At 65.9% G+C, this 15,735-nt stretch carries 14 protein-coding genes and 1 pseudogene; 7 read left to right on the plus strand and 8 right to left on the minus strand.

Features of this window, described 5'->3' with window-relative positions; genetic code table 11:
- From NA11_RS46075 to NA11_RS40100, 3 genes and pseudogenes are all read left to right on the plus strand, one after another.
- Positions 1-224: pseudogene (locus NA11_RS46075) on the plus strand (cell surface protein); the annotation flags it as partial.
- A 135-nt stretch (positions 225-359) separates the two neighbouring features.
- Positions 360-875 (plus strand): ImmA/IrrE family metallo-endopeptidase, encoded by a 516-nt coding sequence (locus NA11_RS40095; protein ID WP_069167337.1) that lies wholly within the window; start codon positions 360-362, stop codon positions 873-875.
- Positions 872-1,882, plus strand: coding sequence for a hypothetical protein (locus tag NA11_RS40100; RefSeq protein ID WP_069167338.1), 1,011 nt, complete (start codon positions 872-874; stop codon positions 1,880-1,882). Before NA11_RS40095 ends, NA11_RS40100 begins: the two co-directional genes overlap by 4 nt.
- Positions 1,883-2,193: 311 nt before the next feature.
- Here NA11_RS40100 and NA11_RS40105 read toward each other — a convergent pair whose 3' ends face one another.
- Together NA11_RS40105 and NA11_RS40110 are read right to left on the minus strand one after the other, a co-directional pair.
- Positions 2,194-2,610: a helix-turn-helix domain-containing protein gene (locus tag NA11_RS40105; protein ID WP_011207048.1), complete on the minus strand. Its 417-nt coding sequence runs from the start codon at positions 2,608-2,610 to the stop codon at positions 2,194-2,196.
- 362 nt (positions 2,611-2,972) lie between these two features.
- The gene (locus NA11_RS40110) at positions 2,973-4,136 is read right to left on the minus strand and encodes a steroid 3-ketoacyl-CoA thiolase (RefSeq protein ID WP_069167362.1); all 1,164 of its coding nucleotides are present in this window, start codon (positions 4,134-4,136) and stop codon (positions 2,973-2,975) included.
- 143 nt (positions 4,137-4,279) lie between these two features.
- Here NA11_RS40110 and NA11_RS40115 point away from each other — a divergent pair, with 143 nt between their 5' ends.
- The gene (locus tag NA11_RS40115) at positions 4,280-5,533 is read left to right on the plus strand and encodes a cytochrome P450 (protein ID WP_069167339.1); all 1,254 of its coding nucleotides are present in this window, start codon (positions 4,280-4,282) and stop codon (positions 5,531-5,533) included.
- Between the two features lie 67 nt (positions 5,534-5,600).
- Here NA11_RS40115 and NA11_RS40120 read toward each other — a convergent pair whose 3' ends face one another.
- The 5 genes from NA11_RS40120 to NA11_RS40140 are packed head-to-tail and all read right to left on the minus strand — an operon-like array spanning position 5,601 to position 10,102.
- Positions 5,601-6,020, minus strand: coding sequence for a nuclear transport factor 2 family protein (locus NA11_RS40120; protein WP_069167340.1), 420 nt, complete (start codon positions 6,018-6,020; stop codon positions 5,601-5,603).
- On the minus strand, positions 6,017-6,907 hold the full coding sequence (locus NA11_RS40125) for a TIGR03619 family F420-dependent LLM class oxidoreductase (RefSeq protein ID WP_069167363.1): 891 nt from the start codon (positions 6,905-6,907) through the stop codon (positions 6,017-6,019). Before NA11_RS40125 ends, NA11_RS40120 begins: the two co-directional genes overlap by 4 nt.
- 10 nt (positions 6,908-6,917) lie before the next feature.
- Positions 6,918-8,087 (minus strand): thiolase family protein, encoded by a 1,170-nt coding sequence (locus NA11_RS40130; RefSeq protein ID WP_069167341.1) that lies wholly within the window; start codon positions 8,085-8,087, stop codon positions 6,918-6,920.
- The gene (locus NA11_RS40135) at positions 8,084-9,124 is read right to left on the minus strand and encodes a thiolase family protein (protein ID WP_069167342.1); all 1,041 of its coding nucleotides are present in this window, start codon (positions 9,122-9,124) and stop codon (positions 8,084-8,086) included. Before NA11_RS40135 ends, NA11_RS40130 begins: the two co-directional genes overlap by 4 nt.
- A 12-nt stretch (positions 9,125-9,136) precedes the next feature.
- A complete protein-coding gene (locus NA11_RS40140) occupies positions 9,137-10,102 on the minus strand; it encodes a Zn-ribbon domain-containing OB-fold protein (protein WP_069167343.1) in 966 nt (321 codons plus the stop codon).
- A 160-nt stretch (positions 10,103-10,262) separates the two neighbouring features.
- Between NA11_RS40140 and NA11_RS40145 the strand changes: the two genes are divergently transcribed.
- Positions 10,263-11,300: an LLM class F420-dependent oxidoreductase gene (locus NA11_RS40145; protein ID WP_069167344.1), complete on the plus strand. Its 1,038-nt coding sequence runs from the start codon at positions 10,263-10,265 to the stop codon at positions 11,298-11,300.
- Positions 11,301-11,322: 22 nt separating this feature from the next.
- Entirely contained in the window at positions 11,323-12,879 is a 1,557-nt protein-coding gene (locus NA11_RS40150) for an acyl-CoA synthetase (RefSeq protein ID WP_069167345.1), read from the plus strand.
- A 1,236-nt stretch (positions 12,880-14,115) separates the two neighbouring features.
- Here NA11_RS40150 and NA11_RS40155 read toward each other — a convergent pair.
- Positions 14,116-15,114 (minus strand): sigma-70 family RNA polymerase sigma factor, encoded by a 999-nt coding sequence (locus tag NA11_RS40155; protein ID WP_069167364.1) that lies wholly within the window; start codon positions 15,112-15,114, stop codon positions 14,116-14,118.
- A gap of 192 nt (positions 15,115-15,306) precedes the next feature.
- Between NA11_RS40155 and NA11_RS40160 the strand changes: the two genes are divergently transcribed.
- Complete coding sequence (locus NA11_RS40160; RefSeq protein WP_069167346.1) at positions 15,307-15,726, plus strand: VOC family protein; 420 nt, start codon at positions 15,307-15,309, stop codon at positions 15,724-15,726.
- Positions 15,727-15,735: the final 9 nt, after the last annotated feature.

Genomic DNA, 15,735 nt, shown 5'->3' on the forward strand with positions numbered 1-15,735 from the left:
CTGCTCCGCCGCCGGTGCTTGCCGCACCCGCCGCGCCGAACCCGGCCGTGCGTCCGACGAGCGCGAGCGATCTGCTCCCCGAACCGAAACTGCTGTCCGTCATCGGCGGCCTGCTCGCGCTCGGACTTGCCGGAATCGGTTCCGGCGTAGTCAGTTTCCAGGGCGCCGCGGCCGCACAGGCCAGAGTCGACGCCGCCCGTGCCATGTTCTTCCCGAGGCCGTGAGGGGCAGGTCATGACTGAGCGACGGATGCCGAAACCGAGCGTCAGCGAGGTGCAGGCCATGAGGGAGCGCAGCGAGCGAATCATGACGCAGCGTGCATCGCGCATGCCGAAACCGAGCGCCAGCGAGGTGCAGGCATGAGTGAGAGCAAGACGCAGAGTACGTCACGGTCCTACCGCCGGGTCGCGGCGGCGGTCGACGCCGTGTGCGCGGTCGCCGCCGACTCCGACGCCACCACCCTGGACGAGGTGGTGCTGGCGATCGCGAGCGAGCGGCACCGCGAAATCGAAATCGCCAGTGCGCAATTGGGGCCAGGCGTGTGCGGACAGCGCAGGCTCTACCCGGATCGCGACGTGATCGTGCTCGCGCAGCGGCTGCCGAGCCGGGAGCACACGCTGGCACATGAGTTGGGGCACATCGTGTTCGACCACGAGGGCGCGCCTGCGCCCGAGGTGACGCTCGAGGCCAGCGACGATCTGATCGCCTACATGCTGAGTCAGCGGGCGCACCAGCAGATCCTCGACGATGGCGCGGACGAGCTCGCCGAATGGGAGGCCGAGACCTTCGCCGCCATGCTGATGACCCGACTCCGCGTGTTCAACAGCCGAGGCGCAGGCGTCTCGGTCCTTCGATTCGATGAGGCGCTGGGATGACCTTGTGGTTGACCGCTCTTCTGGTGTGGATGGCTGCCGGGGCGCGGGTGGGACGCGTGTTGGTGAAACCGGCGACGACGGCCCGGGTGGCCATTGTCGTAGCGGTCGCCGCCGTTGCACTCGCCGCGACCGTCGCGGTCCCCGAGATCGCGGTGGCGGTCGACAACCTGCTGCCGCACGGCGTGCACGCGGGCTGGCTCTCCGACGGCGTGGTGGTCTCGGCCTGGATCACGTTCGTCACCGCCACCTCGGTGGTGGCGTCGGCGGCCTGGCCGGTGGTCTCCCGGCGGAACCTGCGCCAGGTGGCGCTGGTGATCTACAGCGTCGGTCTGGCGGCGGTCGCCGCGACCATCGCATGGTCGTTCACCTTCGGCTGGGAAGTTGTCACCGTCGGTGCGGTGTTCGTCGTGATCACCGGCCTGCGCAACCTCGACTGGACCACGCTCGGCCGCGGCATCGCGATCTACACCGCGGGCACCGCGGTCGTCGCGGTTCTCGCGTTCCTCCAGGTGCGGCGCGAGTTCACCGACGCGACCAGGGTGCCGCCGGGCAATCCGACGTGGGCGTGGCCGGTCTGGGAGGTGGCGAGCCTGCTCATCGCGTTCGGTGCGGTGTGGATCGTGGTGGAGCTGTGGGTGCGGGCCCGGGTGCTGCTGCGCCAGATTCGGCCGTTGCACCGCATGATGGTCGGTCGCTTCCCCGAGGTGGTCGCGCACGATCAGACCGGCAGCTCGACGCAGCTGAAGGCGTCCGACCAGGTGGCGCAAATCATGGACGCGCTCTATCTGCAGTCCGGTGGTGGCGTGGTGCTCGCCGCGGTCGGGCCGCCGCCGCGGTCGATCACCGACCGCGCGGATACGGTGGCGCAGTGGGCGAGAAACCCGTTGGGTGACGTGGCGCTCGATGCTCGGTGGATTGCTCCGCCGGAGGGGATTAGTCCGCGCGGTTGGGTTCAGGCCATCGCTCGGGCCTATGACACGACAACCGCAGAGCCGGTCCGGAATTGATCAACGGGCCGGTCGGTGATCAACAACACCGGGCTGTGATCAACTCGACGGAAAACTCGTAGGGCGCTTCAGTATTCAATCAGTTCGACGCAGCACGGAAATCCGGCTCGGCGCGAAGGCCGGACTCCGTGCTGCGTCGAATACGCTTATCCTGGTGGATGATCCACTAGTCGTCGCAACCCGCTCGGTGCGAGCCCCCTTTTTCTTGGGCACGGCTGCAGAGCCGCCGTGCCGATCTCCCCGCCTGGCGTGCGCATAACACAGCACAGTGCGACCCTGACGGGCCGCACTGTGCTTCCGTGCACCTGAGCCTATTCGGTGCCATCCGGAGGAATTTCGGGCAAGCCTTCACTTGCCCGCAACTTCTCCGCCATGGAGGTGAGTAGGTTCTGAGATTCTTCGGACAGGTCGAACGCTCTACTCGACAGCCGTCGCAGTCCGTAGCCCTGCAGCTGGGACAGCAACTCCAGATCGTGGTCGATCTTGGCGGCATAGATGTCGTTGAAGAAGTAGTCCGGCTTGACCTTGAAGAACTTCGCCAGGGCGGCCACCGTCTCATCGGACGGGTTCGTCCGTTGTCCCGACCGCAACTGCGACAGGTACGGTTTCGAGATCGGATGTCCGGAGGCCGTCAACGCAGCCGCAACCTCCGCGTTGGTGTGCGGCTTACGCCCCGGGGGATGCACGGTTTCGAACAGCTTGTTCAGCCGCGCCGCGAAATCAGCCATTGTGAGCCGCCCAATTCCCTTCGCTGTACTAACAGTCGTTATCTCGGATACGTATCATTGATATTAGCGGCTCAGTAACTGAAAACCTACGCCTGATTCCGGATTTCCTTGAAGCTTCTAGGTGCCGGTCGGGCGAAGGTACTGGGACCGTCGCGTTTGCGGGTCACCCCAACGGCTCTCGAGAAGCCGAGGTACGGGCCAGTTCTGGCCCGTCCTGGAGGTCTTGCCCACGCCATCCATGATAGCGGAAAGATAGCTGACAAGTCATCTAGTTCTTCGACCTCGTCAATGTGTGGCGTACGACACGTTTTTGGGCCTGGGGGATGAACGTTCAACAAGCCGGTTTCGGGCGGTTGAACGCCCTATAGCCGTTCGATGATGGTCCCTGTCGCCATTGCGCCACCGGCACACATCAGCACCATCGCGGTGCTGCGGCCCGTTCGCTCCAGTTCGTGCAAAGCCGTTGTGATGAGCCGGGATCCAGTCGAGCCCACTGGATGGCCGAGCGCGATCGCGCCGCCGTTCACGTTCACCCGATCCATGTCCGGTTGATGCACCGAGGCCCACGACAGTGCCACCGACGCGAACGCCTCGTTGATCTCGAACAGGTCGATGTCTCCGATGGCCATCCCCGACCGCTCCAACAGGCGGCTGCAGGCCTGCACCGGGCCGTCGAGATGGAACTCCGGCTCACCGCCGACCAAGACCTGGGTCACGATCCGTGCCCTCGGCCGCAGGCCTGCGCGCTGCGCGGCGGCCTCGTCCATCAGCAGCACGGCCGCGGCGCCGTCGGAAATCTGCGAGGAGCTGCCCGCGGTGTGGATGCCGCCGTCGAGCACCGGCTTCAGCTTGGCGAGACCTTCGAGGGTGGTCTCCCGCAGGCCCTGATCCCGTGATACATCAAGCTTTTCGCCGGTCAACGCGCCTGCTTTGTCGACGGCGGGCGCGGTGACCGTGAGCACCTCGCGATCGAAGCGCCCCTCGGCCCATGCCTGCCCGGCCAGGCGCTGCGAGCGCGCGCCGAACTCGTCGACGTCGGCGCGAGTGATACCGCGCCGCTTGGCAATCCGCTCGGCCGCCTCGAATTGATTCGGCAGGTCGATGCTCCAGGACGCGGGCCTGCGTGGCCCGGCATTCTCGCCGACGTTGGCGCCGAGGGGAACCCGGCTCATCGCCTCGATGCCGCAGGCCATGCCGATGTCGATGGCGCCGGTCGCGATCAGTCCGGCGATGAGATGGTTCGCCTGCTGCGCGGAGCCGCACTGCGCATCGATGGTGGTCGCGCCGACCTGCCACGGCAGTCCGGCGTGCAGCCACGCGACGCGGGTCACGTTGTTGGACTGCTCACCCGCCTGGGTGACGCAGCCGCCGATGACCTGTTCGACCAGTGCCGGATCCAGGTGGGCCCGTTCGAGCAGTCCGCGCTGGGCCACGCCGAGCAGCTCGGCGGCGTGCAGGCCGGCGAGCCAGCCGCCGCGTTTGCCGATGGGGGTGCGCGCGGCCTCGACGATGACGGGTGTGCCCATGTCCAACCTTTCGTGTGGGACAGAAAACTGGAACGAGTTCATGAGGGTGATCGAAGGCGGTTCTGTCCGGTTTCTTTCCTCATACTGCCGCCTATGCTTCAATGATTATAGAACGTGTTTCAGTTTGTCGAAGGAGGCATCTGGTGGTAGATCCTCGGAATATCCGGCCGAATCTGCCGGACGGATTCGACGTCACGGACCCGGACATCTATGCCGAGCGTGTTCCGGTCGAAGAGTTCGCCGAGCTACGTCGCACCGCCCCGATCTGGTGGAACCCGCAGCCGCCCGAGGTCAGTGGCTTCCATGACGAAGGCTTCTGGGTCGTCAGCAAGCACGCCGATGTCAAAGAGGTGTCCCGGCGCAGCGAGGTGTTCTCCACCTACGAGAACACCGCCATCCCGCGCTTCAACGACGACATCACCCGCGAGCAGATCGAACTGCAGCGGTTCGTCCTGATCAACAAGGACGCCCCCGAGCACACAAAACTGCGGAAGATCATTTCCCGCGGCTTCACCCCGCGCGCGATCAACGGTCTGCGCGCCGAACTTTCGGCACGCGCCGAGCAGATCGTCAAGGCCGCCGCCGAATCGGGGACCGGCGACTTCGTCGCGCAGATCGCCTGTGAACTGCCGCTGCAGGCCATCGCCGAGCTGATCGGTGTCCCGCAGGAAGATCGGATGAAGGTCTTCACCTGGTCCAACGACATGACCGGCTACGACGACCCAGACAACGACGCCGATCCGGTCATGGCCTCGGCCGAAATCCTCGGTTACGCATACCAAATGGCCGCCGCGCGCAAGGAGTGTCCGGCCAACGACCTCGTCACCACGCTGATCGAAGCCGACGTCGACGGTGACAAGCTCAGCGAGGAAGAGTTCGGCTTCTTCGTGATCATGCTGGCCGTCGCGGGCAACGAGACGACCCGCAACGCCATCACGCACGGCATGAACGCCTTCATGGAACACCCGGAGCAGTGGGAGCTCTTCAAGAAGGAGCGCCCGGCCACCGCCGCCGACGAGATCATCCGCTGGGCCACCCCGGTCACCTCGTTCCAGCGGACCGCGCTGGAGGACACCGAGCTCGGCGGCGTGCAGATCAAGAAGGGCGAGCGGCTGGTCATGCTGTACCGGTCGGCCAACTTCGACGAGGACGTGTTCGAGCACCCGGAGCAGTTCGACATCATGCGAAAGGACAACCAGCACTTGTCCTTCGGCGGCACCGGCGCGCACTTCTGTGTCGGCGCGAACCTGGCCAGGCTCGAGGTCGACCTGATCTTCAACGCGATTGCCGATCACCTGCCCGACATCACCAAGGTCGGCGACCCGAAGCGGCTGCGTTCCGGCTGGCTCAACGGCATCAAGGAATTCCCGGTCGACTACAAAACCGTCGCGCGCTGAGCACACGACAAGGGCCCTCGCTCCGGTAGTCCCAGCCGGATCGAGGGCCCTTCGCCTGCAGGTCTGCTCAGCTGATCTTCTTCGCGGTGGCCATCGCGCGGTCCACTTCCCAGAAGGCGCGCAGCGCGGCGATCTTGCCGGAATCGTCGACCCGGTAGGTGAATACGCCGTCGGCGTCGATCTGATGACCGCCGAGCGTGCTGCGGATGGTGCCGGTGAAGGCGATCTCGTTGCCGCACGCGAACGAGTCGGTGAAAAGGAATTCGATCAACTCGGTCTGCGCGATCGCCTTGTCCCAGAACGCGGCGATCGCCTCCTTGCCGCGATGGCCCTTACCCTCCGGGTCGAAACCCGAAGGGCCGATGGGATCTTCGACGATCCCGTCCTCGGCGAACAACGCGACCCACGCGTCCTTGTCCCTGGCCCGGACCGCGGCCTGCGACGCGAGCCCTGCCGTCCTGGCCGGATGATCGGTGGTGGTGGTCACTTTGCTACCTCCGCGACAATGGGATCTTCGATGTGCGCCGCGGCGAATCGGCGCAGCGAGTCCTGTTTGGCGGCAAGCTCGCCGTCGAAGCCGATGCCTTCGGCGAGCCAAGGAATGACGATCGCGTCCGTCACGCCCGCGTCGGCCAGGTCCTGGTAGCCCGCGCGCCCGAACCGGTCGACGCACACGGCCTGGATCTCGAACGGGTCGGTGCCACGGCCGAATTCAGCGCGCAGTGCGTCGAGCTTGCCGATGGTGCGGCACAGCTCGTCATAGGTCATCATCGCTGAGGCCCAGCCGTCGCCGACCCGGGCGGCCCGGCGCAGCGCCACCTCGGTGTGGCCGCCGATGTAGAACGGCACCGGCTCGGTCGGCGCCGGGCTGACCTGCAACGGATCGAAGTCGAAGAACTCGCCGTGGTATTCGACCATGCCGCCGCCGAGCACCAGCTTGATGACCTCGATCATCTCGTCGACCCGGGCGCCGCGCCGAGCGTAAGGCACCCCGCACCACTCGAATTCCTCCGGCGCCCAGCCGATTCCGACGCCGAACCCGAAGCGGTTCCCCGACATCGCGGCGACCGACCCGACCTGCCTGGCCAGCAGCAACGGATTGCGCGACCCGAGCTTGAGCACGTTGGTGTAGAACCGAATCCGACTGGTCGCCACCGCCATCGCCGTCGCCCCGATCAGCGGATCGACCCACGGCGTCTCCGGGCCCCAAAACCGGCTGCCGTCAGCGGTGTACGGATACTTCGCCGCCGCGGACTGCATGTAGAACAACGAATCGGGGAGTGCGATCGACGAGAACCCGCACTCTTCTGCGGTCTTCGCCAACTCCGTCAGCTGATCCAGCGGGCTGAGCGCGATCCCCAGCGTGAACTTCAGTGGACTCATGTCAGCTCGGCTTCGTCGAGCCGACGACCCACATGGAGAAGTACTGGGAGCCGCCACCATAGGCGTGTCCGAGTGCCTTCTGCGCGCCGTCGACCTGATACGCGCCCGCCCGGCCCATCACCTGCTTTGCCGCCTCGGCGAAACGAATGAGCCCGGACGCTCCGATCGGATTCGAGGACAACACCCCGCCGGACGGGTTGACCGGCAGAATGCCGCCGATCTCGGTCTCACCCTTGTCGGTCAGCTTCCAACCGTCGCCCTGCGGCACGAAGCCGAGGTTCTCCAGCCACATCGGCTCGAACCAGGAGAACGGCACGTAGATCTCGGCGACGTCGATCTCGGTGAGCGGGTCGGAGATTCCGGCCGCCTGCCACAGCGCGGTGGCCGCGTCGCGCCCGGCCTGCGGATTGACCTGGTCGCGTCCGGCGTAGGTGGTCGGCTCGGTCCGCATCGCGGTGCCGTGCACCCACGCGACCTTCTTGCCGGTCGCCTCGACCGCGGCGGCCGCGTCTTCGTCGCCGATCACGATGGCGCACGCGCCGTCGGAGGAGGGGCAGGTTTCGTCGAAACGGATAGGGTCCCAGAGCATCTGGGAGGCCAGCACCGATTCCAGCGTGATGTCGGGCTGCTTCAGGTGCGCGTGCGGGTTCTTCGCGCCGTTGCGGCGATCCTTGACCGCGACCATCGCGCCGATGTGGCTCGGGGCATTCGAGCGTCGGATGTAGGAGCGCACGTGCGGTGCGAAGTAGCCGCCGGCGCCCGCGCCGACCGGCATGGTGAAGGGAACCGGAATCGACAACGCCCACATGGCATTCGACTCCGACTGCTTTTCCCAGGCGATCGCGAGCACGCGCTTGTGCACCCCGGCCTGCACCAGGTTGGCCGCGACCACGCCGGTCGAGCCGCCGACGGAACCGGCGGTGTGCACGCGCAACAGCGGTTTTCCGCTGGCGCCCAACGCATCTGCCATATACAGCTCGGGCATCATGACGCCCTCGAACAGGTCGGGCGCCTTGCCGACCACGACCGCGTCGATATCGGCGATGGTGAGGCCTGCGTCATCGAGCGCGCGATCGATCGCCTCGCGACACATGCCCGCCATCGATACGTCGGTACGTTTCGTCACGTGATGGGTCTGTCCGGTGCCGAGCACCGCAGCCGGGACACTCATCGGGTCGCCTCCGATTCCAAGACAGTCACAAGGTTCTGCTGCAGCGCGGGCCCGCTGGTGGCATGGGCCAGTGCACGATTCGCGTCGCCGGCCATGATCGCCTTTGCCGCGAACCCGATGCGCTCGAGACCAGCGGCGAACATCGGATTGGCCGCGAGCGCGCCGCCCGACGGATTGACCTTGGTGCCGTTCGCCAGGCCGATCGCCTCCGCGAGGATCAGCTGCTGGTGGCTGAACGGCGCGTGCAGTTCAGCGATGTCGAAGCCGCTCGCGTCGCCGCCGGTAACCGCCTGTGCGGCAGCGGAAGTGGAGGGGGAGATGGTGAGATCGCGGGCGCCGAGCACCGGGGTGTCCACCCGATGGGCCATGCCGGTGATCCACGCGGGACGCTCGCAGAGTTCGCGGGCGCGATCACCCATCGCGAGCACCACCGCGGCGGCGCCGTCGGTGATCGGTGCGACATCGTGCGCGCGCAGCGGATCAGCGACATAGGGTGTGCCGAGCAGACTTTCGATGTCACCATCGGCGCCTGCGGCCACCGCCGCCATATCGCGCTCGGTCCAGCGGCCCGCGTCGAGCCCGGCCCTGGCCTGCAGACCGGCGATGGACCACGCGTCCGGCCACAGCGGGGTCACCAGGTACGGATCGAGCTGCATGGTGAGGACCTGACGCAGCGTGCCCGCCGACGATTTACCGAAGCCGTACACCAGCGCGGTCTTCGCCTGTCCCGAGCGGAGTTTCACCCACGCCTCGTATAGCGCCCACGCGGCGTCCATTTCCACGTGCGATTCGTTGATCGGCGGCACCGCGCCGATCGCATCGATCGCGCTGATGAACGAAAAGGCGCGTCCGGCAAGATAATCCGAGGATCCGGAGCACCAGAAGTCGATATCGGACTTGGTGATGCCCAACTGGCTGTACAGCTGCTGGAAACAGGGCACCAGCATCTCCACACCGTTGGTGGTGCCGAAGGTTTCCGGCACGTGCGGTGCGTGGGCGAATCCCACGACCGCGATGTCGGTGGCGTTGTCAGTCAACGGTCGCCTCTCTCAGAGGTGGTGCTTGTAGGTCTCGTAGTCGGCATCCGGTTCGCCGGACGGGCGGAAGTGGTCGACGTTCTCCAGGCCGAAGCCCCACTCCTCGCGCGGCTTCCACACGGCTTCCACCCGCATGCCCATCCGGACTTCGCTTGCCTCGCAACCGAGTACGAGATGCAGCACCGGAATGTCCGCACCGTCGAGCAGCACGTAGGCGGCCACGTACGGCGGCTTGATCCGCTGGCCGAGGAACGGCACGTTCACGATGCAGAACGTGGTGACCGTGCCGCGGTCGGGCAGTTCGACGACCTCGTCGGTCGGCCTGCCGTCGGTCGGGTTGGCGCCGCGCGGCGGGAAGTAGACCTTGCCTGCGGCGTCGGTGCGGCCGCCGAGCAGCTTGCCCTCGGCCAGTCCGCGCAGGTAAACGGTCTCCTGCGGGGACGCGGTGTGCTTGTACGCGAGGTCGACCGGCGTGATGATAATGGTGATCGGTTCATCGGTGCTCGCAGCGGATGTCACTGGCGTGGAAGACTTTTCGCCCGGCTCGAAGCAGGCGATGTCGTGGATGCTTCCGGTGGTCTCCGCGGCCCACCGGACGACCACCCGCATGCCGGTCTGGATGTCCTCGGGCTCAGCGACGTCGACGGCATGCAGCAATGCGGTGTCCGCGCCGTCCAGTTTGATCAGCGCCCAGGCGAACGGTCGATCGAAAGGCTGGCCGGGCAGCGGCTCGCGCACCCAGGTCCACGATTCGACGGTGCCGGTCTCGGCGACATCGACGAACTCGGTCAGCGCCGCGGACGTCACCGGGTCGTACTCCGGCGGCGGCACCAGCACTCGTCCGTCCGACCCGCGTATGCCGACGAGCTTCCTGGCGCGCAGGTTGGTGAGAAACGTACCGATCGTCGGCCCGACGGACCGTGTGTAGTCGAATCGCACCCGCAGGGGCGCGCTGAGTACATCAGGTGCGGTGTTCAAATCCGACCCTCTCTCATCCGCGATTACGCCGGATGCGGTATTCCCCTGAGTCACAATGTCGAGTAGAACAGGTTCTTATTCTGCTGGCAAGGTGCGGTGCCGGTGACAGGCTTGGGAGAGCGCCGCAAATCGGGCTCGGATGGTTGGAAAGAGGTCACGCATGAAGTTCGGATTGCAACTCGGGTACTGGATGGCGCAGCCGCCGCACAATGCGGGCGAGTTGGTGGTCGCGGCCGAGGAGGCCGGGTTCGACGCCGTGTTCGCCGCGGAGTCGTGGGGCTCGGACGCATTCGGCCCGCTGACCTGGTGGGGGTCGTCGACAGAGCGGGTGCGCCTCGGTACCTCCGTCGTGCAGATGTCGGCCCGCACGCCCGCCGCGACCGCCATGCACGCGCTCACGCTGGATCACCTCAGCGGCGGCCGGGCCATCCTCGGCCTGGGCGTTTCCGGGCCGCAAGTGGTCGAAGGCTGGTACGGCCAGCCGTTCGCCAAGCCGTTGCAGCGGACCCGCGAATACGTCGGGATCATCCGCCGCATCCTCGAACGCGAGGCGCCGGTCACCAATGACGGACCGAGCTACCCGCTGCCCTATCGGGGTCCGGGCTCGACCGGACTCGGCAAGCCGCTCAAGCCGATCGTGCACCCACTACGTGCGGATTTGCCGATCTGGCTCGGCGCGGAAGGCCCGAAGAACGTGGCGCTCACCGCGGAGATCGCCGACGGCTGGCTCGCGATCTACTACGCGCCACGCCTGGCGAACATGTACAACGATTGGCTCGACGAGGGCTTCGCCAGAGCAGGTGCACGCCGGTCGCGCGCGGACTTCGAGATTGCCGCGAGTTGTCAGGTGGTGATCACCGACGATCCGAAGAGTGAGCTCGAGAAGATGCGCTGGATCATGTCGCTCTACATCGGCGGCATGGGCGCACCGGAGCAGAACTTCCACGCCCAGGTCTACCGGCGCATGGGTTACGAGCGTGAGGTCGACGAGATCAGCAGGCTGTTCCTGTCCGGCAAGAAGGCCGAAGCCGCCGCGGTGGTGCCGGATGAGCTGATTTTGGATACGGCGATCATCGGCGACGAGGAACATGTCCGTAAGCAACTCGGCGTCTGGTCGGCGGCAGGCGTCACCATGTTGCTCGTGTCGGTTCCCGACGTTGCGCAATTACATCGCCTCGCGCCCCTTGTCGATATGTAGAACACGTTCTAGATTCAAAGCTATGACGGCGCAGGAGTCAGTGCAAATTCTCGGTCTGTGGAACATCGCCGAAGCCGAACCCGATCGGATCGCCATGGTCGATCCGGCGGGCCGGGAGGTGTCGTATCGCGAATTGGCCACGTTGGCCGACCGCTACGCCACCGGCCTGCGCGGTCTCGGCCTGGAAACCGGCGACGTGCTGGTCAGCATGGTGCACAACTGCGTAGAGGCGATCGCCGCCTACTTCGCGGCGTACCAGGCCGGGCTCTACATCGTCGCGGTCAACTGGCATCTCACCGGCCCCGAGGTCGCCTACATCCTGCAGGACAGCGAGGCGAAGGCATTCCTGGCCAGCGACCGCTTCGCCGCCACCGCGACCGCCGCCGCCGATGAGGCGAAACTGCCTGCAGCAGCACGCTTTTCAGTCGGCGAGATCGACGGCTTCAAATCCGTCGCCTGGCTCGGCGCCGCCGACACCGGACGCCCGTCCGACCGCAGCACCGGCGCCCCGATGCTCTACACCTCCGGAACCACCGGTCGCCCCAAGGGTGTTCGCCGCCCGCTCACCGGCGCCAACCCGGATGTTGTTCCGCCGCACACGATGGCGTTCTTCGGCCTGTTCGAGCTGGCGCCGTACGACAATCACGTGCACATCTGCGGCTCACCGCTGTATCACACCGCGGTGCTGAACTACGCCACCATCTCGATTCAGCTGGCGCACAAGCTCATTCTGATGGACCGCTGGGACGCCGAGGACATGCTCCGGTTGATCGACAAGTACCGCGTGACACACAGCCACATGGTCCCCACCCAGTTCCATCGTCTGCTCGCGCTGCCCGAGGAGGTGCGTGCCAAATACGACATGTCCTCCCTGCGCAGCATGATTCACGGCGCCGCGCCATGCCCGCCGGAAACCAAGCGCAAAATGCTCGAATGGTGGGGACCGACCGTCACCGAGTACTACGCCGCCACCGAGGGCGGCGGCACCGTCATCAACGGCACCGAATGGCTGCAGAAGCCCGGCTCCGTCGGTAAGGCCTGGCCGTGGTCGGTCATCAAGGTGCTCAGCGAGGAAGACGGCTCCGAACTGCCCGCAGGCGAGCCCGGCCTGGTCTACATGCAAATGGGTGGTTCCACTTTCGAATACCACCACGACAAGGCCAAAACCGAGGACGCTCGAGTCGGCAACCTCTTCACCGTCGGCGACATCGGCCATCTGGACGAGGACGGCTACCTCTACCTGCACGACCGCCGCTCCGACCTGATCCTCTCCGGCGGCGTCAACATCTACCCCGCCGAGATCGAAAACGTTCTGGTCACCCACCCGAAGGTGGCCGACGTCGCCGTCTTCGGCATCCCACACCCGGATTGGGGCGCCGAAGTGAAGGCTGTAGTCCAGCCGGCCCCCGGCATCGAAGGCACCGACGCCCTCACCACCGAGCTCCTGGCCTTCGCCGCAACCCAATTGGCGAAATACAAGATGCCCAAATCGGTCGACTACCTCCCCGAACTCCCGCGCGACCCCAACGGCAAGCTCTACAAGCGCAAACTCCGCGACCGCTACGTCCCCTCCCAATAGCTCCAAGATCAACGGAACAAGATCATGGGGCACTGGTGGCGGCATTTCGCGAGTAACCCCCGCCACCAGTGCCCACTCGACCGCGAACACGCGACCCCGCGAGCAACTTCAAGATCAAATACCCAAATCCGCACCCCTTCTGCGGATCCGCACCGCTTCTAGAGCCCAGAACGAGTCCGGATCCGCAGAAGGGGTGCGGACTCAGAGGTTCAAGGTCGAGGAGTGGACCCTTTCCTCGGCGGTGTCCCATTGGCGCTGGCCTTGATTCGCGAACGGGACATGGTGGAGGCGACACGCCGGTCTCGCCTCCACCATGTCCCGCTCGCAGCGGGCGTAGCCACTGAGCGGGACATGGTTGCGGCTAGTGGCTTGCCCATCGGCCATCGCGCCCGTGCGTCCGCACCCGCCACCCTCAGCCGTGCCTCGACAGAGGCGCGGCTGTTCGTTCGTTTGGTTGATTGAGGGCCCTTCAGGGCCGGAAAGTGATCTCGAGAATGTTGACGGGAGTCAAATGGCGCGGGCCGTGACGCCTGTTGCAACCATTTGACTACCGCCAACCAGACGCGACAACCATTTGACTCCCGTCAATGGAGGTCGACCAACCATGAGACCCCCGCCGAATGCAGTGCTCAGCACCCATGTCGTGCGAAGCCGCAGCCCAATGAACTGCCGGCGTCCGGACCAGCTCAGAGCAGCTACGCCCCGCCCTGAGCCGGTCCGTAGCAATCAGACTCAGCGCGAATCCCGAAGCGGCTGCGGATACTCGGGCTTGCCGCCAGGCAAGCCCGAGTGGCGCTGGCCCCGAGTGGCGCTGGCCCCGAGTGGCGCTGGCCCCGAGTGGCGCTGGCCCCGAGTGGCGCTGGCCCCGAGTGGCGCTGGCCCCGAGTGGCGCTGGCCCCGAGTGGCGCTGGCCCCGAGTGGCGCTGGCCCCGAGTGGCGCTGGCCCCGAGTGGCGCTGGCCCCGAGTGGCGCTGGCCCGATCTGCATCCACGCCCGACATCCGCAGCACTCGGAACCAGCACGATTCCCGAAAACGGCTGCGGTTCCTCGGGCTTGCCGCCAGGCAAGCCCTCCCGGCCACCCACGCCCCACATCTGTGCCTCGATAGAGGCACGACGTCCCTTCCGGACCCCTACCCAACCTCCCGGACCCAGCCCGCCGGCACTTGTCCGCCCTTCTCTACCCAACCTCCCGGACCCCGTACTTCCTCCTCCACCAAACCTCCCGGCGGAACCCCTAAACCGCCTCCCGATACTCCGAAGCCAACCCGAACAACGGAAACAACTTCTCCGTATCCAGGAAAAAACTCATCCCAGCAATCGCATCCCCGTCCAACTCCAACACCGTGATCGACCACGGAACCCACACCCCAGGCTCCCCACTCGGCTTGTAATGCCCAAACGCCGCATGCCCATTCGCCCCTTCGAGCCGAACCATCCGCGAATCCCGGCACCCACTCCCATGCCCAAGCATGAACGCAGCCACATTCTCCGGCCCCGAGAACCAGAACTCGATCGGCGGCATAGACAGCGCCACATCCGTTTTCAGCAGCGCAGTCAACGCATCCATGTCATACGCCTCGAACGCCTTGACGAAGTTGTCGACCAGCTTGCGCTGGTCTTCATTGGATTCGTCGTAGTCGTCGGTAGCGGTCGGCTGCACCTTCGACATGGTGGCCCTGGCCCGCTGCAGCGCGCTGTTCACCGACGCGGGCGACATGGTGAGCGCCTCCGCGGTCTCGTTGGCGGAGAACCGCAGCACTTCGCGCATGATCAGGATCGCGCGCTGGGTGGCGGGTAGGTGTTGGCAGGCGGCGACGAACGCCAACCGCAGCGTGTCCTTCGCCGACGCGTGTTCGGCCGGGTCGGCGCCGAACGCCAGTGCATTCGGGATCGGTTCGATCCACACGTAGTCCGGCTGGGGCGGGGGTAGTGGGGAGTCCGGTCGCGCAGGCCCGGACAGGTCCATCGGCCTGGCTCGCCGCTGCGGGCCGTCGAGCATGTCCAGGCAGACGTTGGTGGTGATTCGGTAGAGCCACGAGCGCAGGCTGGCGCGGCCTTCGAACGAGTCGTAGGACTTCCACGCGCGGGTGAAGGTTTCCTGGACCGCGTCTTCCGCTTCGAAGGACGAGCCGAGCATGCGGTAGGCGTAGGCGCACAATTCCCGGCGGTGTTTCTCGAAGGATTCGAGCACGTCGGGAGCGAGGCCGGCGGATTGGCCGGACAAGTCGTTCATGGTTGTCACCCTGCCACAGGGCACCGACACATCCCAGACCCAAATGCCGACTACCAGCGGAATCAAGATCATCAGCCCGGGTCACGCCGTGCGTCCGGTCACAGCCCCGGGTCAGCCGATGAATTCAGCCCCCGCGATCCGTCTCTATTTGTGCGCAACTAAACAGGCGGACTACGAAAAAGGGACCGACACATGAGCAGCCGGATGATATTTCTCAACCTCCCCGTCGCCGACCTGAATCGGTCGAAGAAGTTCTACGAGGCGGTCGGCTGGAAGGTCAACCAGGAGTTCTCCGACGACAACGCTGCCTGCATCGTGATCGACGACAACATCTGCGTGATGCTGCTGACCAGACAGTTCTTCACCACCTTCAGTCAGCGGCCGGTCGCCGATACCACCGAGAAGACCGGCGCCTCTTACGGTTTGGCGCTGACGAGCGTCGCCGAGGTGGACGCACTCGCCGACGCGGCGCTGTCCGGCGGCGCCACCGAAGAGGTCAACGCAGACAAGCGCGCACAGGAGGAGCAGGTCGGCATGTACAGCCGCACCTTCCTCGATCCGGACGGCCACCAGTGGGAGCCGTTCTGGATGGATTACTCGGGCAGTCGGTGACGCCCGCCG

Origin of the sequence: Nocardia altamirensis NBRC 108246 (assembly GCF_001612685.1) — a bacterium.
GTDB lineage: Bacteria > Actinomycetota > Actinomycetes > Mycobacteriales > Mycobacteriaceae > Nocardia > Nocardia altamirensis.